General features: G+C 54.1%; 17 protein-coding genes and 3 tRNA genes. 11 read left to right on the forward strand and 9 right to left on the reverse strand.

Annotation, left to right across the window (positions count from 1 at the left end):
* Positions 1 to 62 precede the first annotated feature (62 nt).
* A complete protein-coding gene (argA, locus tag FD744_RS12050) occupies positions 63 to 1,391 on the reverse strand; it encodes an amino-acid N-acetyltransferase (RefSeq protein ID WP_160868326.1) in 1,329 nt (442 codons plus the stop codon).
* A gap of 232 nt (positions 1,392 to 1,623) precedes the next feature.
* On the opposite strand from argA, the gene amiC reads away from it, so the two are divergent.
* Positions 1,624 to 2,859 (forward strand): N-acetylmuramoyl-L-alanine amidase AmiC, encoded by a 1,236-nt coding sequence (amiC, locus tag FD744_RS12055; RefSeq protein ID WP_160868327.1) that lies wholly within the window; start codon positions 1,624 to 1,626, stop codon positions 2,857 to 2,859.
* 78 nt (positions 2,860 to 2,937) lie between these two features.
* On the opposite strand, the gene FD744_RS12060 is transcribed toward amiC, so the two are convergent.
* The 3 genes from FD744_RS12060 to FD744_RS12070 form a co-directional block, all read right to left on the reverse strand.
* A tRNA-Met gene (locus tag FD744_RS12060) sits at positions 2,938 to 3,014 on the reverse strand.
* 51 nt (positions 3,015 to 3,065) lie between these two features.
* Positions 3,066 to 3,142: transfer RNA gene (locus FD744_RS12065), tRNA-Met, on the reverse strand.
* A gap of 52 nt (positions 3,143 to 3,194) precedes the next feature.
* Positions 3,195 to 3,271 (reverse strand) — tRNA-Met (locus tag FD744_RS12070).
* Between the two features lie 204 nt (positions 3,272 to 3,475).
* On the opposite strand from FD744_RS12070, the gene mltA reads away from it, so the two are divergent.
* Positions 3,476 to 4,624 (forward strand): murein transglycosylase A, encoded by a 1,149-nt coding sequence (gene mltA, locus FD744_RS12075; RefSeq protein WP_058961525.1) that lies wholly within the window; start codon positions 3,476 to 3,478, stop codon positions 4,622 to 4,624.
* Between the two features lie 132 nt (positions 4,625 to 4,756).
* Positions 4,757 to 5,563, forward strand: a complete 807-nt coding sequence (gene tcdA / locus FD744_RS12080; protein ID WP_160868328.1) for a tRNA cyclic N6-threonylcarbamoyladenosine(37) synthase TcdA — start codon at positions 4,757 to 4,759, stop codon at positions 5,561 to 5,563.
* On the opposite strand, the gene csdE is transcribed toward tcdA, so the two are convergent.
* The gene (csdE, locus tag FD744_RS12085) at positions 5,551 to 6,000 is read right to left on the reverse strand and encodes a cysteine desulfurase sulfur acceptor subunit CsdE (protein WP_202403494.1); all 450 of its coding nucleotides are present in this window, start codon (positions 5,998 to 6,000) and stop codon (positions 5,551 to 5,553) included. The genes tcdA and csdE overlap by 13 nt on opposite strands.
* Positions 6,001 to 6,004: 4 nt before the next feature.
* Entirely contained in the window at positions 6,005 to 7,210 is a 1,206-nt protein-coding gene (gene csdA, locus FD744_RS12090) for a cysteine desulfurase CsdA (RefSeq protein ID WP_160868329.1), read from the reverse strand.
* 208 nt (positions 7,211 to 7,418) lie between these two features.
* Between csdA and FD744_RS12095 the strand changes: the two genes are divergently transcribed.
* From FD744_RS12095 to rlmM, 4 genes are all read left to right on the forward strand, one after another.
* Positions 7,419 to 7,643: a YgdI/YgdR family lipoprotein gene (locus FD744_RS12095; protein WP_034823084.1), complete on the forward strand. Its 225-nt coding sequence runs from the start codon at positions 7,419 to 7,421 to the stop codon at positions 7,641 to 7,643.
* Positions 7,644 to 8,052: 409 nt separating this feature from the next.
* Positions 8,053 to 8,970: a transcriptional regulator GcvA gene (locus FD744_RS12100; protein ID WP_045816412.1), complete on the forward strand. Its 918-nt coding sequence runs from the start codon at positions 8,053 to 8,055 to the stop codon at positions 8,968 to 8,970.
* A 50-nt stretch (positions 8,971 to 9,020) separates the two neighbouring features.
* On the forward strand, positions 9,021 to 9,416 hold the full coding sequence (locus tag FD744_RS12105) for a DUF423 domain-containing protein (protein ID WP_034823080.1): 396 nt from the start codon (positions 9,021 to 9,023) through the stop codon (positions 9,414 to 9,416).
* A complete protein-coding gene (rlmM, locus tag FD744_RS12110; RefSeq protein ID WP_045816413.1) occupies positions 9,409 to 10,509 on the forward strand; it encodes a 23S rRNA (cytidine(2498)-2'-O)-methyltransferase RlmM in 1,101 nt (366 codons plus the stop codon). Before FD744_RS12105 ends, rlmM begins: the two co-directional genes overlap by 8 nt.
* Before the next feature lie 333 nt (positions 10,510 to 10,842).
* Here the strand turns inward: rlmM and xni are convergent, their stop codons facing one another.
* The 3 genes from xni to queF form a co-directional block, all read right to left on the reverse strand.
* Positions 10,843 to 11,598, reverse strand: coding sequence for a flap endonuclease Xni (gene xni / locus FD744_RS12115; RefSeq protein WP_160868330.1), 756 nt, complete (start codon positions 11,596 to 11,598; stop codon positions 10,843 to 10,845).
* A gap of 38 nt (positions 11,599 to 11,636) precedes the next feature.
* The gene (ppnN, locus tag FD744_RS12120; RefSeq protein ID WP_160868331.1) at positions 11,637 to 12,992 is read right to left on the reverse strand and encodes a nucleotide 5'-monophosphate nucleosidase PpnN; all 1,356 of its coding nucleotides are present in this window, start codon (positions 12,990 to 12,992) and stop codon (positions 11,637 to 11,639) included.
* A gap of 186 nt (positions 12,993 to 13,178) precedes the next feature.
* Positions 13,179 to 14,024 carry an NADPH-dependent 7-cyano-7-deazaguanine reductase QueF gene (gene queF / locus FD744_RS12125; RefSeq protein ID WP_160833100.1) on the reverse strand — a complete coding sequence of 282 codons (846 nt, stop codon included), beginning with the start codon at positions 14,022 to 14,024 and terminating at the stop codon, positions 13,179 to 13,181.
* A 62-nt stretch (positions 14,025 to 14,086) separates the two neighbouring features.
* Here queF and syd point away from each other — a divergent pair, with 62 nt between their 5' ends.
* From syd to FD744_RS12145, 4 genes are all read left to right on the forward strand, one after another.
* Positions 14,087 to 14,635, forward strand: coding sequence for a SecY-interacting protein (syd, locus tag FD744_RS12130; RefSeq protein ID WP_160868332.1), 549 nt, complete (start codon positions 14,087 to 14,089; stop codon positions 14,633 to 14,635).
* A 589-nt stretch (positions 14,636 to 15,224) separates the two neighbouring features.
* Positions 15,225 to 15,551 (forward strand): YqcC family protein, encoded by a 327-nt coding sequence (locus FD744_RS12135; RefSeq protein ID WP_058961516.1) that lies wholly within the window; start codon positions 15,225 to 15,227, stop codon positions 15,549 to 15,551.
* Positions 15,551 to 16,330, forward strand: a complete 780-nt coding sequence (truC, locus tag FD744_RS12140) for a tRNA pseudouridine(65) synthase TruC (RefSeq protein ID WP_045816417.1) — start codon at positions 15,551 to 15,553, stop codon at positions 16,328 to 16,330. Before FD744_RS12135 ends, truC begins: the two co-directional genes overlap by 1 nt.
* Before the next feature lie 12 nt (positions 16,331 to 16,342).
* Entirely contained in the window at positions 16,343 to 16,789 is a 447-nt protein-coding gene (locus tag FD744_RS12145) for a flavodoxin (RefSeq protein ID WP_160868333.1), read from the forward strand.
* Positions 16,790 to 16,828: the final 39 nt, after the last annotated feature.

The raw sequence follows: 16,828 nt of genomic DNA on the forward strand, positions 1-16,828 counted from the left end.
GCGAAACCTTCCCTACGCTGCCTTTAACTGCCTTTAACCGCGCTAGCTGGCATTCCCCGCCGTTAGCGCAAATCCGCCATCAACACTTTCGAACGGCGCTGATAGTTATACATCTGCTTCTTACTCTCCGGCAGTGATTCAATATCAACCGGCGTAAAGCCGCGTTCCTGGAACCAGTGAATACTGCGGGTGGTCAGCACAAACAGCTTCTTCAACCCCATCTGGCGTGCCTGTAGCGCCACACGCTCCAGCAACAGCTCACCGCGTGAAGAACTGCGGTAATCGGGATGCACCGCCACGCAGGCCATTTCACCAATCTGCTCATCCGGGAACGGATAGAGTGCGGCACAAGCGATGGTCAGATTGTCGCGCTGAATAATGGTGAATTTGTCGATCTCCATTTCCAACTGCTCGCGTGAGCGACGCACCAGAATGCCTTGCTGCTCCAGCGGGCGAATCAATTCGAGAATGCCGCCAATATCGTTGATGGTGGCGCGACGAATCTGCTCAGCGGACTCCATCACAATCTGGGTACCAATACCGTCACGCGAGAACAGTTCCTGAATCAATGCGCCATCTTCCTGATAGCTGATCAGGTGGCTACGACGCACGCCGCTGCGGCAGGCTTTCACCGCGCCGCGCAGGAAACGCACGGTGCCTGACAGGAAATCACCGTCGTTCTCCATCTCATCGATACGCGCCTGCGCTTCGTTGGGGAACAGCTCAGAGACAATGGTACCTTCGCGGTTGGTGACACCTTGTTCAGAGCAGAAGCCAATCATTTTCTCGGCTTTCAGCTTAATCGCCAACTGCGTGGCCACTTCTTCTGATGTCAGGTTAAAGCTTTCACCGGTCACCGACACCGCGACTGGGCCGAGCAGCACAATGGCATCATTATCCAGCTGACGATGGATGGCTTCTTCATCGATACGACGAATACGGCCGCTGTGGCAGTAGTCCACGCCATCATCGACGCCCAGCGGCTGGGCAATAATAAAGTTACCGCTTACCACGTTGATGTGCGCGCCCTGCAGCGGGGTGTTATTCAGGCTCATCGACAGGCGAGCGGTGATGTCCAGCTGCAAACGTCCGGCAGCCTGCTTCACCAGTTCCAGTGATTGGGCATCGGTTACGCGCGTGTGTTTGTGGTAAATCGGTTCCAGCTGTTGCTGGGCCATGCTGGCATCAATTTGCGGTCTGGCACCATAGACAACCACCAGGCGAATGCCGAGACTATGCAACAAGCCAATGTCGTTAACGATGTTGGAAAAGTTCTCATGCTCGATAGCTTCGCCGCCAAGCATAATGACAAAGGTCTTGTCACGGTGGGCATTTATATAGGGAACGGTATGGCGAAAACCCTGAACCAGTTCAGTACTACGTTCCTTCACGGCAAACCCTCTGTGAATGTTTATTCGTAATTTGTGTATTTTTATGCTCTTTTGCCGGCTATTGCAAGCGCCGGGCCTGACGTTACTTTACGATTTTCCTGATGCAACCCATGCTAACAGCCTGCATTATCTGGTTTTTCTGGCAAAACATGACACGGCTTGCTAAGCAAAGTTTTCGCCTTTCACTCGTCGATTGACGATATTTTAGACATTACACAGCAGTTGGAGCGGCATGTCCGAAGCTTTTACACGACGACGATTATTACAGGGTGCGGGCGCGCTCATGCTATTAAGCGTAACGCGAACCGGGCTGGCGGCCAGTCAGCACATTGTGGCGGTGCGCATCTGGCCATCGTCAACCTACTCCCGCGTGACGCTGGAGTCGAACGTCCCCCTCAAGTACAAACAGTTCACGTTGAGCAATCCCGATCGTCTGGTGATCGACATCGATAACCTGCATATCAATCCGGTCCTGAGAGGGGTGGATAAGCAAGTGCGCGTTGACGATCCCTATATCAAACATGCGCGAGTTGGCCAGTTTGATGCCAACACGGTGCGAGTGGTGCTGGAGCTGAAACGCAACGTGGCGCCGAAGATATTCACGCTGGCACCGGTTGCGGGCATCAAACATCGCTTAGTGGTCGATCTCTATCCGAGCCAGCCCTCGCCGGAAGAGGATCCGCTACTGGCGTTACTGAACGATTACAACCAGGGCGATCTTGAGCGTGATCAACCGGCGCAAGCACCTTTGCCGGGCAAAGCGGGGCGCGATCGTCCGATCATCATCATGATCGATCCCGGCCACGGTGGCGAAGATCCCGGTGCGCATGGCAAATACAAAACGCGCGAAAAAGACATTGTGTTGAAGATTGGTCGCTATCTGAAGGCGCTGATCGACAAAGAGCGCAACATGAAGGCGTATATGACGCGCAACGAGGATGTGTTTATCCCGCTGCGCGTGCGGGTAGCGAAAGCACGTAAACAGCGCGCCGATCTGTTTGTCTCGATTCACGCCGATGCTTTTACCAGCCGTGCGGCGCGCGGTTCGTCGGTGTTCGCCCTTTCGACCAGCGGCGCAACCTCAACCGCAGCGCGCTTCCTGGCACAAACCCAGAACGAATCGGATCTGATTGGTGGGGTGAGCATGAGCGGTGACCGCTATCTGGATCACACCATGTTCGATATGGTGCAGCGGCAGACCATCAGCGACAGCCTGAAATTCGGCAAAGAGGTGTTATCGCGCATGGGCCACATTAATCACCTGCATAAACGCACGGTGGATCAGGCGGGGTTTGCGGTGCTCAAAGCCCCGGATATTCCGTCGATTCTGGTGGAGACCGCGTTTATCAGTAATGTGGAGGAGGAGCGTAAGCTGCGCACGCCGCGTTATCAGCATCAGGTGGCTGAGGCGATTCTGCATGGGATTAAGGCGTATTTCGATAAAGGTGCGGTGCTGGCGCGTCGCTGAGAGGAGAGCGGCCACTGTGCCGCTTTTTTATCGGAAGCCAAAAACAAAAAAACACCCGTTAAGGTGCTTATCTGTAATTGGTTGCGGGGGCCGGATTCGAACCGACGACCTTCGGGTTATGAGCCCGACGAGCTACCAGGCTGCTCCACCCCGCGTCCGTCTGCCGCGTTAAGCGACTTTTCACATTGTATTCTTCTTAAGACAATTGGTTGCGGGGGCCGGATTCGAACCGACGACCTTCGGGTTATGAGCCCGACGAGCTACCAGGCTGCTCCACCCCGCGTCCGTCTGACGCGTTACACGACTTTCAAATTGTCTCTTCACTTAAGAAGAATTGGTTGCGGGGGCCGGATTCGAACCGACGACCTTCGGGTTATGAGCCCGACGAGCTACCAGGCTGCTCCACCCCGCGTCCGTGGATGCGCACTATACTCTCGACGCGCGGCGATGCAACCCCTTTTTGTGTTAAAGCCTTAAATTTACAGCCAGTTGGTGATTAATAGTGCCATTGGGCGATTAATTGTACAGATGTGAGCGCGGTAACTCGTGGCGGATTTCATTCTCTCTGCCCCTTTGCTATCGTCGCGGTGCAAACAACCGAGAAAAAGAGAAAGTGATGAAAGGACATTGGGCGAAGTATGCACTTACTGGCGCGTTTCTCGCGCTGTTAGCTGGTTGTAGTTCTAAACCGACTGACCGTGGTCAGCAATATATTGATGGCAAGCTGGAGCAACCGCTTGGGCTGGTCAATGAACCGAATGCCAAAGGGCGTCCGGTGAATGGCAGAGATTTTGGTGTACAGATTCAGCAGATTCAGAGCGCCTCCAGCGGCTTATACAGCCGCAACACCGGCACTTACAGCGCCATACAGAACTGGCTGCTCTCCGGTGCCGATACCCGTCAGCTGAGTCAGTTCGGCCTTAACGCCTATCAGATGGAAGGCACCGATAACTACGGTAACGTGCAGTTTACCGGCTACTACACGCCGGTGGTGGAAGCTCGCTACACGCGTCAAGGGGAGTTCCAGTATCCGATTTACCGCATGCCACCACGCACGCGCGGTCAGAAACTGCCAAGCCGTGCTTCTATATATAGTGGCGGACTCGACGATCGTTACGTGATTGCCTGGAGCAACTCGCTGATCGACAACTTTATGATGGACGTGCAGGGCAGCGGCTACGTTGATTTCGGTGACGGTCGTCCACTGCGCTTCTTCGGCTACGGCGGTAAAAATGGCTGGGCCTATCACAGTATCGGCAAAGAGCTGATCGATCGCGGTGAAGTGAAGCGCGAAGATATGTCGATGCAGGCGATTCGCCAGTGGGCACAGGAACATACGCCGGATCAGGTGCGTGACGTGCTGGAGACCAACCAATCCTTCGTATTCTTTAAGCCAGAAGAGTATGTGCCGGTGCGCGGTGCCAGCGCAGTGCCTTTGATTGCCAAAGCGTCTGTCGCATCCGATCGTTCATTGATTCCCGCAGGTACGGCGCTGTTAGCCGAAGTGCCGCAGTTGAACGAGAAGGGCAAATTTAACGGCAAGTATGAGATGCGCCTGATGGTGGCACTGGATGTGGGTGGGGCGATCAAAGGTCAGCACTTCGACATCTATCAGGGTGTGGGTCCAGACGCTGCGCATCTTGCCGGATTTTATAATCACTATGGCCGCGTTTGGGTGCTGAAAGCCGCGCCAGGTGCAGGACAGCCGCTGTTCAGCAATCCGCAAAATGGCAATAATGGTTCACTGATTATCGGGGCGAATTGATATTCTTCCCTGCAGCAAATCAGCGGGAGTATTCAGCTGATTTGCCATGGGTCGCCAGTCTTCGCGATCCAATGCGTCCATCACTGTTTCTGTAGGGTGCGTATTCATGCGCACCGCATCAAAAGGTTTGATATGAAAGTAGTCAGCGATGCCTGGCGGCAACGTTTTGGCGGTACGGCACGTCTGTATGGGGAAGAGGCGCTGCAGCGTTTTGCCGACGCCCATTTTTGTGTGATTGGTATCGGCGGTGTCGGTTCGTGGTCCGCCGAAGCGTTAGCGCGCACCGGGATTGGTAAAATCACGCTGATCGATATGGACGACGTCTGCATTACCAACACCAATCGCCAGATCCACGCCCTGCAAGGAAAAGTAGGACAAGCGAAAACCGAGGTGATGGCGGAGCGTATTCGCGCCATAAATCCTGAGTGCGAAGTGATCTGCATTGATGATTTCATCACGCCGGATAACACCGCTGAAATGCTGTCAGCCGGTTTTGATTACGTGATTGATGCGATTGACAGTGTGCGCCCGAAAGCCGCGCTGATTGCCTGGTGTCGTCGTAACAAGATTCCGTTGATCACCACTGGCGGTGCGGGCGGGCAGATCGATCCGACGCAGATTCAGGTCAGCGATTTAGCCAAAACCATTCAGGATCCGCTGGCGGCAAAACTGCGTGAGCGCCTGAAGAGTGATTTTGGCGTGATCAAAAACAGCAAAGGTAAGCTGGGCATTGATTGTGTGTTTTCGACGGAAGCGCTGGTGTATCCGCAGCTGGATGGCAGTGTCTGCACTTCCAAAAGCACCGCAGAAGGCCCGAAACGTATGGATTGTGCGGCGGGCTTCGGTGCGGCCACCATGGTGACCGCCACTTTCGGGTTTATCGCGGTGTCGCACGCGTTGAAGAAATTCCTCGCACGCGCGGCGCGTCAGGCTGCTTGATGCGCGCGCGCGTGGCGCTGCACTGCATCTGCCAACGCTTTTAAGCCACTGCTGCGTGAGGCGCTAAGCTGCGCACGCAGGCCTAAAGTATCAAACAACGCCAGCGGATCCTGTGCTAACAGATCGGCTGGCGTTTTGCCTTCCACCGCCGTCAGCAGCACCGCCAGCAAACCGCGCACGATGCGGCCTTCACTGTCACCGTAAAAGTGCAGCGTGCCATTTGGCAGCAGCTGGCTGCTCAGCCAGACACGATTTTCGCAACCGCTCAGCTCGATCTCTGCCGTCTTCACCTCTTCTTCCAGAGCAGGCAGCTGGCGGCTGAGCTGGATTAGCTGGCGATAGCGATCCTCCCACTGATGAAAATGGGTAAATTTTTCGGTCAGGCTGGCTTCAGTAATCACATCGCCAAACGGATGTGGGCCGATCAGGGTGGTCATAATGTTATTCACTCAACAGGTCGACGGCATGATGCATGGCGCGCACCAGCGCATCCACGTCCTGCAAATTATTATAGGGGGCGAAGGATACGCGCAGGGTGCCGCTGACACCCAGTGCCGCCATTAAAGGCTGTGCACAGTGCTGTCCGGCGCGCAGCGCAATATCCTGCTCTGCCAGCAGCGTGACAATATCGCTGTGATGAATGTCCGCGATATCAAACGCCAGCAGACTGGCATTACCACAACGGAAACTGCGAAAGCCGGGAATCTCGCCTAATTGCTCTTCGGCGAGGCTGGCCAGTTGCTGGCTCCACATCTCTGCTTTTTCAGCGTGGTGATGCGACAGCCATTCCAGCGCCGCGCTCAGGCCCACCACGCCCGCGACATTGGGCGTGCCGGCTTCAAATCGCCACGGTACCGCCTGCTGCGTGAAGCCATTAAAGTCGACGTGCGTTAACATCTTGCCGCCGCCTTGCCACGCATCCATCTCTTCCAGCAGCTCGGCTTTGCCGTACAGCGCACCAATCCCCATTGGGCCATACAGCTTGTGCGCGGAGAAGGCGTAAAAGTCGATGTCCAGCGCCTGAACGTTGGGGGGCGCGTGCACCACGCCCTGTGCGCCATCTACCATCACTTTGGCGCCAACATGATGTGCCAGGGTAATCGCCTGTGCCAGATCCGGACAGCCACCGGTGACATTCGACATCTGCCCAATCGCCAGCAGCTTAGTGCGTGCGTTTAGCAAATCAGGTAGTAGACGAATATCGGGCAGACGATCCGCGCCAATCGGCCATTTCACCACTTTCGCGCCTGCGGCTTTTGCCACCTTTAACCACGGCACCAGATTGGCGTGATGCTCGGCTTCGCTGACAACGATTTCATCGCCAGGTTGTAAGCGCGGTGCCAGCCAGCTGTGCGCCACCAGATTGATGGCCTCCGTGGTGCCACGCGTCCAGACGATCTGACGGTCATCGCCCGCGTGCAGCCATTTGGCCACCCGGCCGCGCGCCTGTTCATACTTCTCTGTCAGGTCGCGTGCTGATTTGAACTGGCTGCGATGCACGGTGCCTGCGCTCAAGCTATAGAACTGCGATGTGGCGTCGATCACAGCCTGAGGCTTCAGGGCAGTGGCTGCGCTATCAAGATAAACGCCCGCATCGCTTAATGCCGGAAACTGCGCACGGAAGGCGGTTGGGGAGAAGATGGTCATACGAAACCCACTGTATTCAATTTTAGGACCAGGCTGAAACCCGGCCGATTCGCTGGCAAAGCTGGAAAAGCGCGTTATGCTATTTATTGCAAGGTTTGAACCGCAACCCGCATAACGAATCGACCTTTACCAGTCGATTTCACTTTTTGCTGCCTCTGATCAGCGCTTGCGGGTGGTTTAATGCAATCAATCTGCAAGGAGATAGAAGATGAAAAAACTCGCCGCAGTGCTGGCCGTGTGTACCATGGCCTTTACCCTGGCTGCTTGTTCCAGCAATTATGTCATGCATACCAATGATGGTCGCACCATTGTAGCGGACGGGAAACCGAAAGTTGACGATGAAACCGGTATGATCAGTTATAAAGATGCCAATGGCAACGAGCAGCAGATCAATCGTACAGATGTGAAAGAGATGGTTGAGATGGGTCAGTAAGCAGCAAGCCAAAAAATTTCCCGGAGAAATTTTTACGTCGCTTCAGTGACGGCCCGAAAGGGGTGCACAGGGATGTGTAGGACAAAAAAAAGCACCGCAATTTGCGGTGCTGCATAAAATCACTTGGACAGACAGGGTAAATCTACAGGAATTAAAAGCTTGATCTGCAATCGTCAGATCAAAATGCAAACACAACATCACGACCACAAGCCAAAAGCTCTCCAAAAGTCTGCGATCTCTCGCACGTTTCCAGAAATCTTTTCGTTCCGGCTCAGGAAGTGCGGCAACTATAGGTATTTGCTGGAGCTTCCTCAACGGACAAATTATAATGTCTCGGATTAAAATAACTAATACGTAACTACCTTGTATAAGTCGGACTGTTACCTTGTGAATCCGCTGATGGAAAACCATGTCTAAACGCCTTCCACCGCTTAATGCTTTACGCGTCTTCGATGCTGCAGCCCGCCATTTAAGCTTTACAAAAGCCGCTGAAGAGCTGTTTGTCACCCAGGCAGCTGTTAGCCACCAGATTAAATCTCTGGAAGATTTTCTCGGTCTTAAGCTATTTCGACGGAGGAATCGTTCGCTTTTACTGACAGAAGAAGGTCAAAGCTACTATCTGGATATTAAAGAGATCTTCTCGGCTATCAACGATGCGACGCGTAAACTTCAGGCGCGCAGCGCGAAGGGTGCCTTAACCGTCAGTCTGTTGCCCAGCTTTGCCATTCAATGGCTGGTACCCCGTCTTTCCAGCTTTAATATGGCTTATCCGGGCATCGATGTGCGTATTCAGGCGGTGGACCGTGATGAAGAGAAACTGGCCGATGATGTTGATGTGGCGATTTTCTATGGGCGCGGTAACTGGCCGGGTCTGCGGGTTGAGAAACTGTATGCCGAATATTTGCTGCCGGTCTGCTCGCCCATGTTTCTGACTGGCGACCATCCGCTTAAAACGCCCGCCGATCTGGCACACTTTACGCTGCTGCATGATGCTTCGCGCCGCGACTGGCAATCCTATATCCGTCAGCTAGGATTGCAGCACATTAATGTGCAGCAGGGGCCGATCTTCAGTCATAGCGCGATGGTGCTGCAGGCGGCGATTCACGGCCAGGGCGTGGCGCTGGCTAATAATGTGATGGCGCAGAGTGAAATTGAAGCTGGACGGCTGGTCTGTCCATTTAATGACGTGTTAGTCAGTAAAAATGCTTTTTATCTGGTTTGTCATGACAGCCAGGCAGAACTGGGTAAAATAGCCGCCTTTCGTCAGTGGATCCTGGAAAAAGCCGCAGCTGAACAAGAAAAATTCCGCTTTCGCTACGATCACTAACGTGTTGAGTGCTGCACAGTGATGTGCAGTTTCATCCTGAGGAACAATGAATGTCCAGTCGTGCCATGTTTGTGTTTGCCGCCATCAGCGGATTTCTGCTGGTGGCCTTTGGTGCTTTTGGGGCACACGTGCTGAGCAAATCGCTCGGCCCGGCCGAAATGGCGTGGATCCATACCGGTCTTGAATATCAGGCCTATCACACATTGGCGGTGATTGGTTTGGGTGCGGCCATGCTGCGTCGCGCCAATATCTGGTTTTACTGGAGCAGCGCTGCGCTGGCGCTTGGCACCGTGTTGTTCAGTGGCAGCCTGTATTGTTTAGCGTTGTCGCACTTGAAGTTTTGGGTTTTTGTTACGCCAGTGGGAGGGTTGTTCTTCCTGATTGGCTGGTTCTTGATGTTGATTGGCGCATTGCGTCTTAAACGAAAGGCGGATCGCCATGAATAAAGTTTTACTCTATTGCCGTCCTGGCTTTGAGAAAGAGTGTGCGGCAGAGATCAGCGCCAAAGCCGCTGAACGTGAAGTTTACGGTTTTGCCCGTGTCAAAGATGATTCTGGTTACGTGCTCTATGAGTGTTATCAGCAGGAAGATGCCGAAAAGCTGATTCAAACGCTGCCGTTTGCCGAGCTGATTTTTGCCCGTCAGATGCTGGTGGTGGGCGAACTGCTGCGCGACTTGCCGCCAGAAGATCGTATTACCCCGATTGTCGGCATGCTAACCGGTGTGGTGGAGAAGGGCGGTGAGCTGCGTGTTGAAGTGCCGGATACCAATGAAGCGAAAGAACTGACCAAGTTCTGTCGTAAGTTAACCGTACCGCTGCGCGCCAGCCTGCGTGAGAGCAAAATCCTGCTCAACTACGAATCACCGAAACGCCCGGTGATTCATGTGTTCTTTATTGCACCGGGTACCTGCTATGTCGGTTACTCGCTGCCAGAGAACAACTCACCATTCTATATGGGCATCCCGCGCCTCAAGTTCCCGTCGGATGCGCCAAGCCGTTCAACGCTGAAGCTGGAAGAGGCTTTTCATGTCTTCATCCCGGCCGATGAGTGGGATGAGCGCCTGGGCAGCGGCATGTATGCCGTGGATCTTGGCGCGTGTCCTGGCGGCTGGACCTATCAGCTGGTTAAACGCAGCATGTGGGTGTACGCCGTAGATAACGGCCCGATGGCGCCCAGCCTGATGGATACCGGGCAAGTCACGCACTGCCGTGAAGACGGTTTCAAATACCGCCCATCGCGCAATAACATTAGTTGGCTGGTGTGTGACATGGTGGAAAAACCCGTTCGCGTCGCCAGTTTGATGACGGAGTGGCTGGTCAACGGCTGGTGCCGTGAGGCGATTTTCAACCTCAAGCTGCCGATGAAAAAGCGTTATGAAGAAGTGACGCAAAATCTGGCCATGATGGATGCGGCATTGAAAGAGAAGGGCGTGAATGCCCAGATTCAGGCGCGCCAGCTGTATCACGATCGGGAAGAGATTACTGTACATGTGCGCCGGCTTTGGGCGGCTGTAGGCGGCCGTCGCGACGAACGCTAAATTTCCCGTCATACTTCGCGCCACAGGTGCGTTGGCTACGTTTATACGCCCCAGTCACATACTGATGTATGGTCCCGGGGACTCACGCACTTGCCGATCCTGCTTCATACTTTGCACTACAGCGGCGTTGGCTGCGCTTGTTCGCCCCGGTCACATACTGGCGTATGCTCCCGGGGACTCTCGCACTTGCCGCCTTGCTGTAGCACAAATTATTTCGCAGGATCTCTCGCGTTATATTAGTAGGAGCGCAATTTTTTGCACCTACCACTTACCACCTATCTAGAGATTCGAGTGTTTATGTGGCAGAGCGGCAGAGGGTGCAGCACCCGCCATTCAAGCCTTATACCGCAACGTATTTAAATTCCCCTGCAGAACCAAATTGCGTTTTAACGTTGAGACCTGGCGGCAAATTTCTGCTATCTGCTGGTGATCGCGCAATTTCTTTTGCCACTTTTCCGGAACCTGATCGAACTGCTGATACAGGGCTTCCAGGGTGCCAAACTGCGTGAGCAAATCGCGGGCGCTTTTGGGGCCAATGCCGGTAACGCCGGGGATTTTGCTGCTGCTTATGCCGCACAGTCCCCAGTAATCGGGTAATTGCGCGGGTGTGACGCCAAACTCGTGCTCGATGAAAGGCACGTCCAGCCAGCGTTTCTGGAAATAATCGCGGATGCGGATATTAGGTGCCAACAACTGGCAATAGCCTTTGTCGGTGGAGACGATCGTCGCCTGATGTCCGGCATCGGCCATTTTCACCGCTAGCGTGGCAGCGAGATCGTCAGCTTCATCGAGATCGGCGACCCAGCAAGGCACGCCGACTGCCTCGAAGGCCTGCTGGATAACGGGCATCTCCATCTGCAAATCATCCGGCATCGGTGGGCGGCCCGCTTTGTAATCGGGCAGCAGCTGATGCCGCCAGCCAGGGTGACGATCGTGGCTATCGAATACCGCCACAACGTGCGTCGGTTGCGTGTGGCCTAAAAGCTGATGCAGCGCGGCGACGCAGGCTTCGCGGCAGGGCGTGCCTTGCACCGCATGCAAACGGCGGATCAGGTTCAGCGCATCAATAATCAGAAGATGAAACGACATAGTGATAATGGCAGCCCGCAGGCTGCCTTCCTGATGGGTTATTTAATGATTTCGTAGCAGGGGATGTAGGCACTGCCTGGTAACTTCATACGCTGCTGGGCGACGAAGCCCTGCAGCAGTTCATCCATGCGATGCATAATGTCGGCGTCGCCGTGCAGTTTGTAAGGCCCCTTCTCGCGGATTTCGCGAATGCCGACCTCCTTAACGTTGCCGGCAACAATACCAGAGAAAGCGCGACGCAAATCAGCAGCCAGTTTTTCCGCTGGCTGGTTCGGGAACAGCTTCAAGTTAGCCATGTTTTCGTGCGTCGGTACAAACGGTACCTGCAACTCTGGCGCGATGCGAATCGACCAGTTAAAGCTGTATGCATCGCCAGTTTCGCGGCGATACTCTTTCACCTGCGGCATGGCTTTCTTCATCAGACGCGCCACTTCGGCGGCATCATCAATGATGATCTTGTAGTGCTTACGCGCGGTTTCACCCAGCGTATTAACGATGAAATCATCCAGAACGCGGAAGTAATCGGCGCTCTCTTTCGGGCCGGTCAAAATCAGCGGCAACACCTGATCGCTGTTATGGGGATTCATCAGAATGCCCAGCAGATACAGCAGCTCTTCTGCCGTACCGACGCCGCCTGGGAAAATCACGATGCCATGGGCAATACGCACAAACGCCTCAAGACGCTTTTCGATATCCGGCATGATGATCAGTTCATTCACCAGCGGATTCGGTGGCTCAGCCGCGATAATCGACGGTTCGGTCAGACCAATGAAACGGCTGTCATGATAACGCTGCTGGGCATGACCCACCGCGGCGCCTTTCATCGGCGCTTCCATCACGCCTGGCCCGCAGCCAGTGCAGATGTTAAGTTCACGCAGGCCCATTTGCGTACCGACATTGCGGCAATACTGATACTCCACCGCGTTAATCGAGTGACCACCCCAGCACACCACGGTGTTGGGATATTCGCCAATGTGCAGCGCACGCGCGTTACGCAGAATCGAAAACACCTGATTCGTGATGTGAGCGGAATCATCAGCGTTTTGCTGATCGCTACGCTCAAGCTGTCCATTCACAAACAGAATATCGCGCAACACGGCAAACAGGTTGGCCTGCAATGAGCGGATAATACGGCCATCAACAAAGGCTTCTTCCGGAGGATTAATCAGTTCGAGTTTGACGCCGCGTTCACGGCGCAGCACGTTGATGTCGAAATTTTCAAAACGGGAGAGCAGTTCCTGACTACTGTCGGTCTGGCTGCCGGAGTTGAGCACCGCGAGTGAGCAGTTGCGAAAAAGCTGGTAAAGGTCGCTGCTGGCCGTTTGCTTCAGCATGTCGACTTCCAACTGGGAGAGCAGATCCATTGAGCCAAGCGGGCTGATATGTGTAATCAAGAGAACTCCTTTACACGCAAATGCGTGGCGGGTGACGCTGCGCTTAACTTGCTGAACGCAGTGACGAAAATCCTTCGGGACGCAGGTTTAGACCTTAGCGCCTTTGACAGAGTAACGTTGTACGCAGTGAATGCTCAAGTGGAACCGCGCATCCGTGCTGCGGCCTGCGAGGCGTCTCGCAATCTGTTACTGACGGACCAGGCGGGAAAACCCGGGAGAGAAGGGAACGTTGCTGCGCCACGGATTAATATCCAGTCCACCACGGCGCGTATAACGTGCATAAACAGTGAGGGCTTCTGGTCGGCAAAAGCGTTGAATGTCGTTGAAAATGCGCTCAACGCACTGTTCATGGAATTCATTGTGCTGACGGAATGAGATCAGGTAACGCAGCAGGGCTTCACGATCGATACGTGGGCCTTTGTAGCGAATCATCACAGAGCCCCAATCGGGCTGATGGGTGATCAGACAGTTGGATTTCAGCAAATGGCTCACCAGCGTTTCTTCCACCACTTCACTGCCCGCAGCCTGCACTAAATAATCGGCGTTAAAAGCATAGTCGTGAATCTCGATATCCTGCTCGTCAATGACATCGCCATTGAAATGGCCGATCGGCTGTCCTTCCACTTCGCCCAGACGGAACAGCGCCACGCTGACCTCGCCATTGGCGCAGGCACGCAAATCGCGCTCGAGTGTCTGGCGCACTTCGCCCCAGTCAGCGAAACGCGTCTGGTTAAAACTGTTAAGATAGAGCTTAAAGCTCTTGGACTCGATCAGGTTTTCGCTGTCCGCGCGCAGTACCACTTCGCCTACCGCCACCTGCGGCACGCCTTTGCTGTTGAGCCAGGAGAGTTCGTACAGCGTCCAGATATCTGCGCCCTGGAACGGCAGATTATCCGGGTAGAGCCCCAGCGGTTCGCGATTCAGGCTGCGCGGCACCGATTGCAGCAGCGTGTTATCGTAGCGATCAACATAAGCCGTGGGCTTACCTAACGTCAGGCCGCTTAACGCCTGATCGCGGTTTTCAGAAGACATATCGGTTACCACTAAATTCCATCAAAGTGGCTAAGTGTAACCGATCACAAGCGAGAAGAAGAATGATGCAGCAAACCGCAGACGCCCTGCGTGAGTTTACCGCCCGTTATGTGCAACATTGGCAGCAGCAGGCTGGACATCTGCCCGCCAGTTCGGATCTGCTGGGTGTGCCATCCCCTTGTATTGTCAGCACGCTGGATGATTGTGTGCTGTGGCAACCACAGCCCTTCACCTTGCCAGCCACGCTGGAAGCCGTCGAGTGGGCACTGGATATTCAGTTGCAATCGGAAATCAGTGCTTTTTACACCTCGCAGTTTGCCGGCGATATGACCGCAACCTTTCAACAGCAGCCGATAACGTTGTTACAGGTGTGGAGCGAATCAGACTTTACCCGCTTGCAGGAGAATCTGATTGGCCATCTGGTCATGAAGCGCCGCTTAAAACAGAGTCCAACATTATTTATTGCCACTACTGAATCGGAGCAGGATGTGATTGCTCTGTGTAATCTTTCCGGTGAAGTGATTCTGGAACAGCCTGGTAGTAAAAAGCGTCAGGTGCTGGCGGCAAGCATTCAGACATTTCTTAATGATTTACAACCGGTTAAAGCCTGATTAGCAGATTTCACAGGTTAAGTTTGTAAGAGATCTCTCACATCAGGTGTGAGAGATCGCTAGATCATCTTGCAGCTATCCGGAAAACAAAGATGTAAAAATATTGTGAATCATAAGCTTATGGCATCACTCCTAAAATTAGTAGTGTGAGAAATCTATTAACGCGTCTTACTAACTTGTTATTACGATGGTTTCTGACAGAATAGTCACCACTGGCAGGATGCTGGGGATAAAGAGACGTTCAGGAGAATGTCAGCCAGGAGGCAGGAACGTAACGGAGTTTACGGCACATGGAAGGCTTCAGGATGAAGCAGGACACTCAGGATTGAGTCAGGGACACCTCCAGGACGGAGAATGAGAGCCACGTGGATGGTGGTGGGCCAGGATGCTAAGGATAACTGTCACGATGACAGGCAATGGAAAGCAGAGGACAAGTTGTCATGGATGAGCAGGGAGCACAGCGGTGGCGGGAATGCTGCGAACGAAACCGGGAGCACTGTAATCACAGTGCTCCCTTTTTTTATGCCTTTTTTGCACGTTGAACGACTAATGGTATGCTTGCCGCCCAATTTTTCTCTGGAGGTGGCGTATGTCGTCGCAAATGATTATTCAACAGCTGCAGCAGATCGAAGCGGTGATGCGCGAACACGGCCACTGGCAGACGCAATCCCCTGAGCCGGCAGCCTTCGCCAGCACCGAGCCTTTTTGCCTCAATACCATGGAGCCGCTGGAGTGGCTGCAGTGGGTACTCATCCCACGTTTCCATGCGTTAATCGAAGCCGGAGTGCCGCTTCCGCAAAATTTCTCTGTCACGCCTTACTATGAAGTGGCGTTGCCTGCCACCACACCCGGCCATGCGGTCCTGTTGCTGACATTAGGCCAGTTTGATGCGCTTTTTCAGGACCCGACCTCTTAATGCTGGAAATCCTTTATCAAGATGAATGGCTGGTCGCCGTCAACAAACCGTCAGGCTGGCTGGTGCATCGTAGTTGGCTCGATCGCGATGAAAAAGTGGTGGTGATGCAAACGGTACGCGATCAAATTGGTCAGCACGTATTTACCGTGCATCGCCTCGATCGCCCCACCTCCGGCGTACTGTTAATGGCGCTCTCCAGCGAAGTGGCGCATCTACTGTCACAGCAGTTCGAGCAGCATAAAATGCAGAAGACCTATCATGCGGTGGTGCGTGGTTGGCTGGATGGCAGCGCGACGCTCGACTACCCGCTGGTCGAAGAGCTGGATAAGATTGCCGATAAGTTCGCGACTCAGGAACGTACCGCGCAGCCTGCCGTCACTGATTATCGCTCACTGGCGCAAGTAGAAATGCCGGTGGCGATCAGCCGTTACGACAGCGCGCGTTATACCCTGGTGGAGATGTCGCCGCATACCGGCCGTAAACATCAGCTTCGCCGCCATATGGTGCATCTGCGCCACCCGATTATTGGCGATAGCGCCCATGGTGATTTGCGGCAGAATCGGGGGGCAGCAGAGCACTTTGGTATGAATCGATTGATGCTGCATGCCAGTGCGCTGAGTCTGACGCATCCGGTCACCGGAGAACCTCTGGTGATTCGCGCCGGGCTCGATCGCGTCTGGCAAGGCATGCTGCAACAGTTTGGCTGGCAGGATCAGATCCCTGAGGTTCCCAGGGTTGAGTTTGCCGACGAGGCAGTCCAGGATAAGCCAACAGAATAAAGGAGCGGCAAGATGGCAAAGATTGGCATTTTTACAGGTACGGTTTACGGCAATGCATTGCTGGTGGCGGAAGAAGCGCAGCCGGTACTGGAAGAGCAGGGCCACGAAGTGAAAGTTTTTGAGGATGCGTCACTGGCGGATTGGCAGGCTTACAGCAAGGAGGTCATTCTGATTGTCACCTCCACCACCGGCCAGGGCGACTTCCCGGACAATATTGCCCGCTTGTATGTGCAGATACGCGATGAAGTGGGTTATCAACCAGAGCTTCGCTACGGCGTGATTGCACTGGGTGATAGCAGCTATGAGAACTTCTGCGGCGCGGGTAAAACTTTTGATGCCACCTTGCAGGAGCAAAGTGCCAAACGCATCGGTGATGTGCTGCTGGTGGATGCCACTGAAGATCCTGAGCCTGAGTCAGTGACCACGCCGTGGGTTGAGAGCTGGGGTAAGCTGCTGTAATTCTGCCTTCGCTTCGTCTTTGGCAAGCGGCAATCTGAA

This window comes from Pantoea sp. Taur, assembly GCF_009830025.1.
GTDB lineage: Bacteria > Pseudomonadota > Gammaproteobacteria > Enterobacterales > Enterobacteriaceae > Pantoea > Pantoea communis.

Excerpts from the sequence above, each read along its gene's own strand:
- FD744_RS12100 (WP_045816412.1), top strand. The coding sequence starts at position 8,053 with ATGTCTAAACGCCTTCCACCGCTTAATGCTTTACGCGTCTTCGATGCT.
- csdE (WP_202403494.1), bottom strand. The coding sequence starts at position 6,000 with ATGACCACCCTGATCGGCCCACATCCGTTTGGCGATGTGATTACTGAA.
- FD744_RS12105 (WP_034823080.1), top strand. The coding sequence starts at position 9,021 with ATGTCCAGTCGTGCCATGTTTGTGTTTGCCGCCATCAGCGGATTTCTG.
- FD744_RS12095 (WP_034823084.1), top strand. The coding sequence starts at position 7,419 with ATGAAAAAACTCGCCGCAGTGCTGGCCGTGTGTACCATGGCCTTTACC.
- FD744_RS12135 (WP_058961516.1), top strand. The coding sequence starts at position 15,225 with ATGTCGTCGCAAATGATTATTCAACAGCTGCAGCAGATCGAAGCGGTG.
- csdA (WP_160868329.1), bottom strand. The coding sequence starts at position 7,210 with ATGACCATCTTCTCCCCAACCGCCTTCCGTGCGCAGTTTCCGGCATTA.
- truC (WP_045816417.1), top strand. The coding sequence starts at position 15,551 with ATGCTGGAAATCCTTTATCAAGATGAATGGCTGGTCGCCGTCAACAAA.
- mltA (WP_058961525.1), top strand. The coding sequence starts at position 3,476 with ATGAAAGGACATTGGGCGAAGTATGCACTTACTGGCGCGTTTCTCGCG.
- amiC (WP_160868327.1), top strand. The coding sequence starts at position 1,624 with ATGTCCGAAGCTTTTACACGACGACGATTATTACAGGGTGCGGGCGCG.
- rlmM (WP_045816413.1), top strand. The coding sequence starts at position 9,409 with ATGAATAAAGTTTTACTCTATTGCCGTCCTGGCTTTGAGAAAGAGTGT.
- xni (WP_160868330.1), bottom strand. The coding sequence starts at position 11,598 with ATGTCGTTTCATCTTCTGATTATTGATGCGCTGAACCTGATCCGCCGT.
- queF (WP_160833100.1), bottom strand. The coding sequence starts at position 14,024 with ATGTCTTCTGAAAACCGCGATCAGGCGTTAAGCGGCCTGACGTTAGGT.
- syd (WP_160868332.1), top strand. The coding sequence starts at position 14,087 with ATGATGCAGCAAACCGCAGACGCCCTGCGTGAGTTTACCGCCCGTTAT.
- tcdA (WP_160868328.1), top strand. The coding sequence starts at position 4,757 with ATGAAAGTAGTCAGCGATGCCTGGCGGCAACGTTTTGGCGGTACGGCA.
- FD744_RS12145 (WP_160868333.1), top strand. The coding sequence starts at position 16,343 with ATGGCAAAGATTGGCATTTTTACAGGTACGGTTTACGGCAATGCATTG.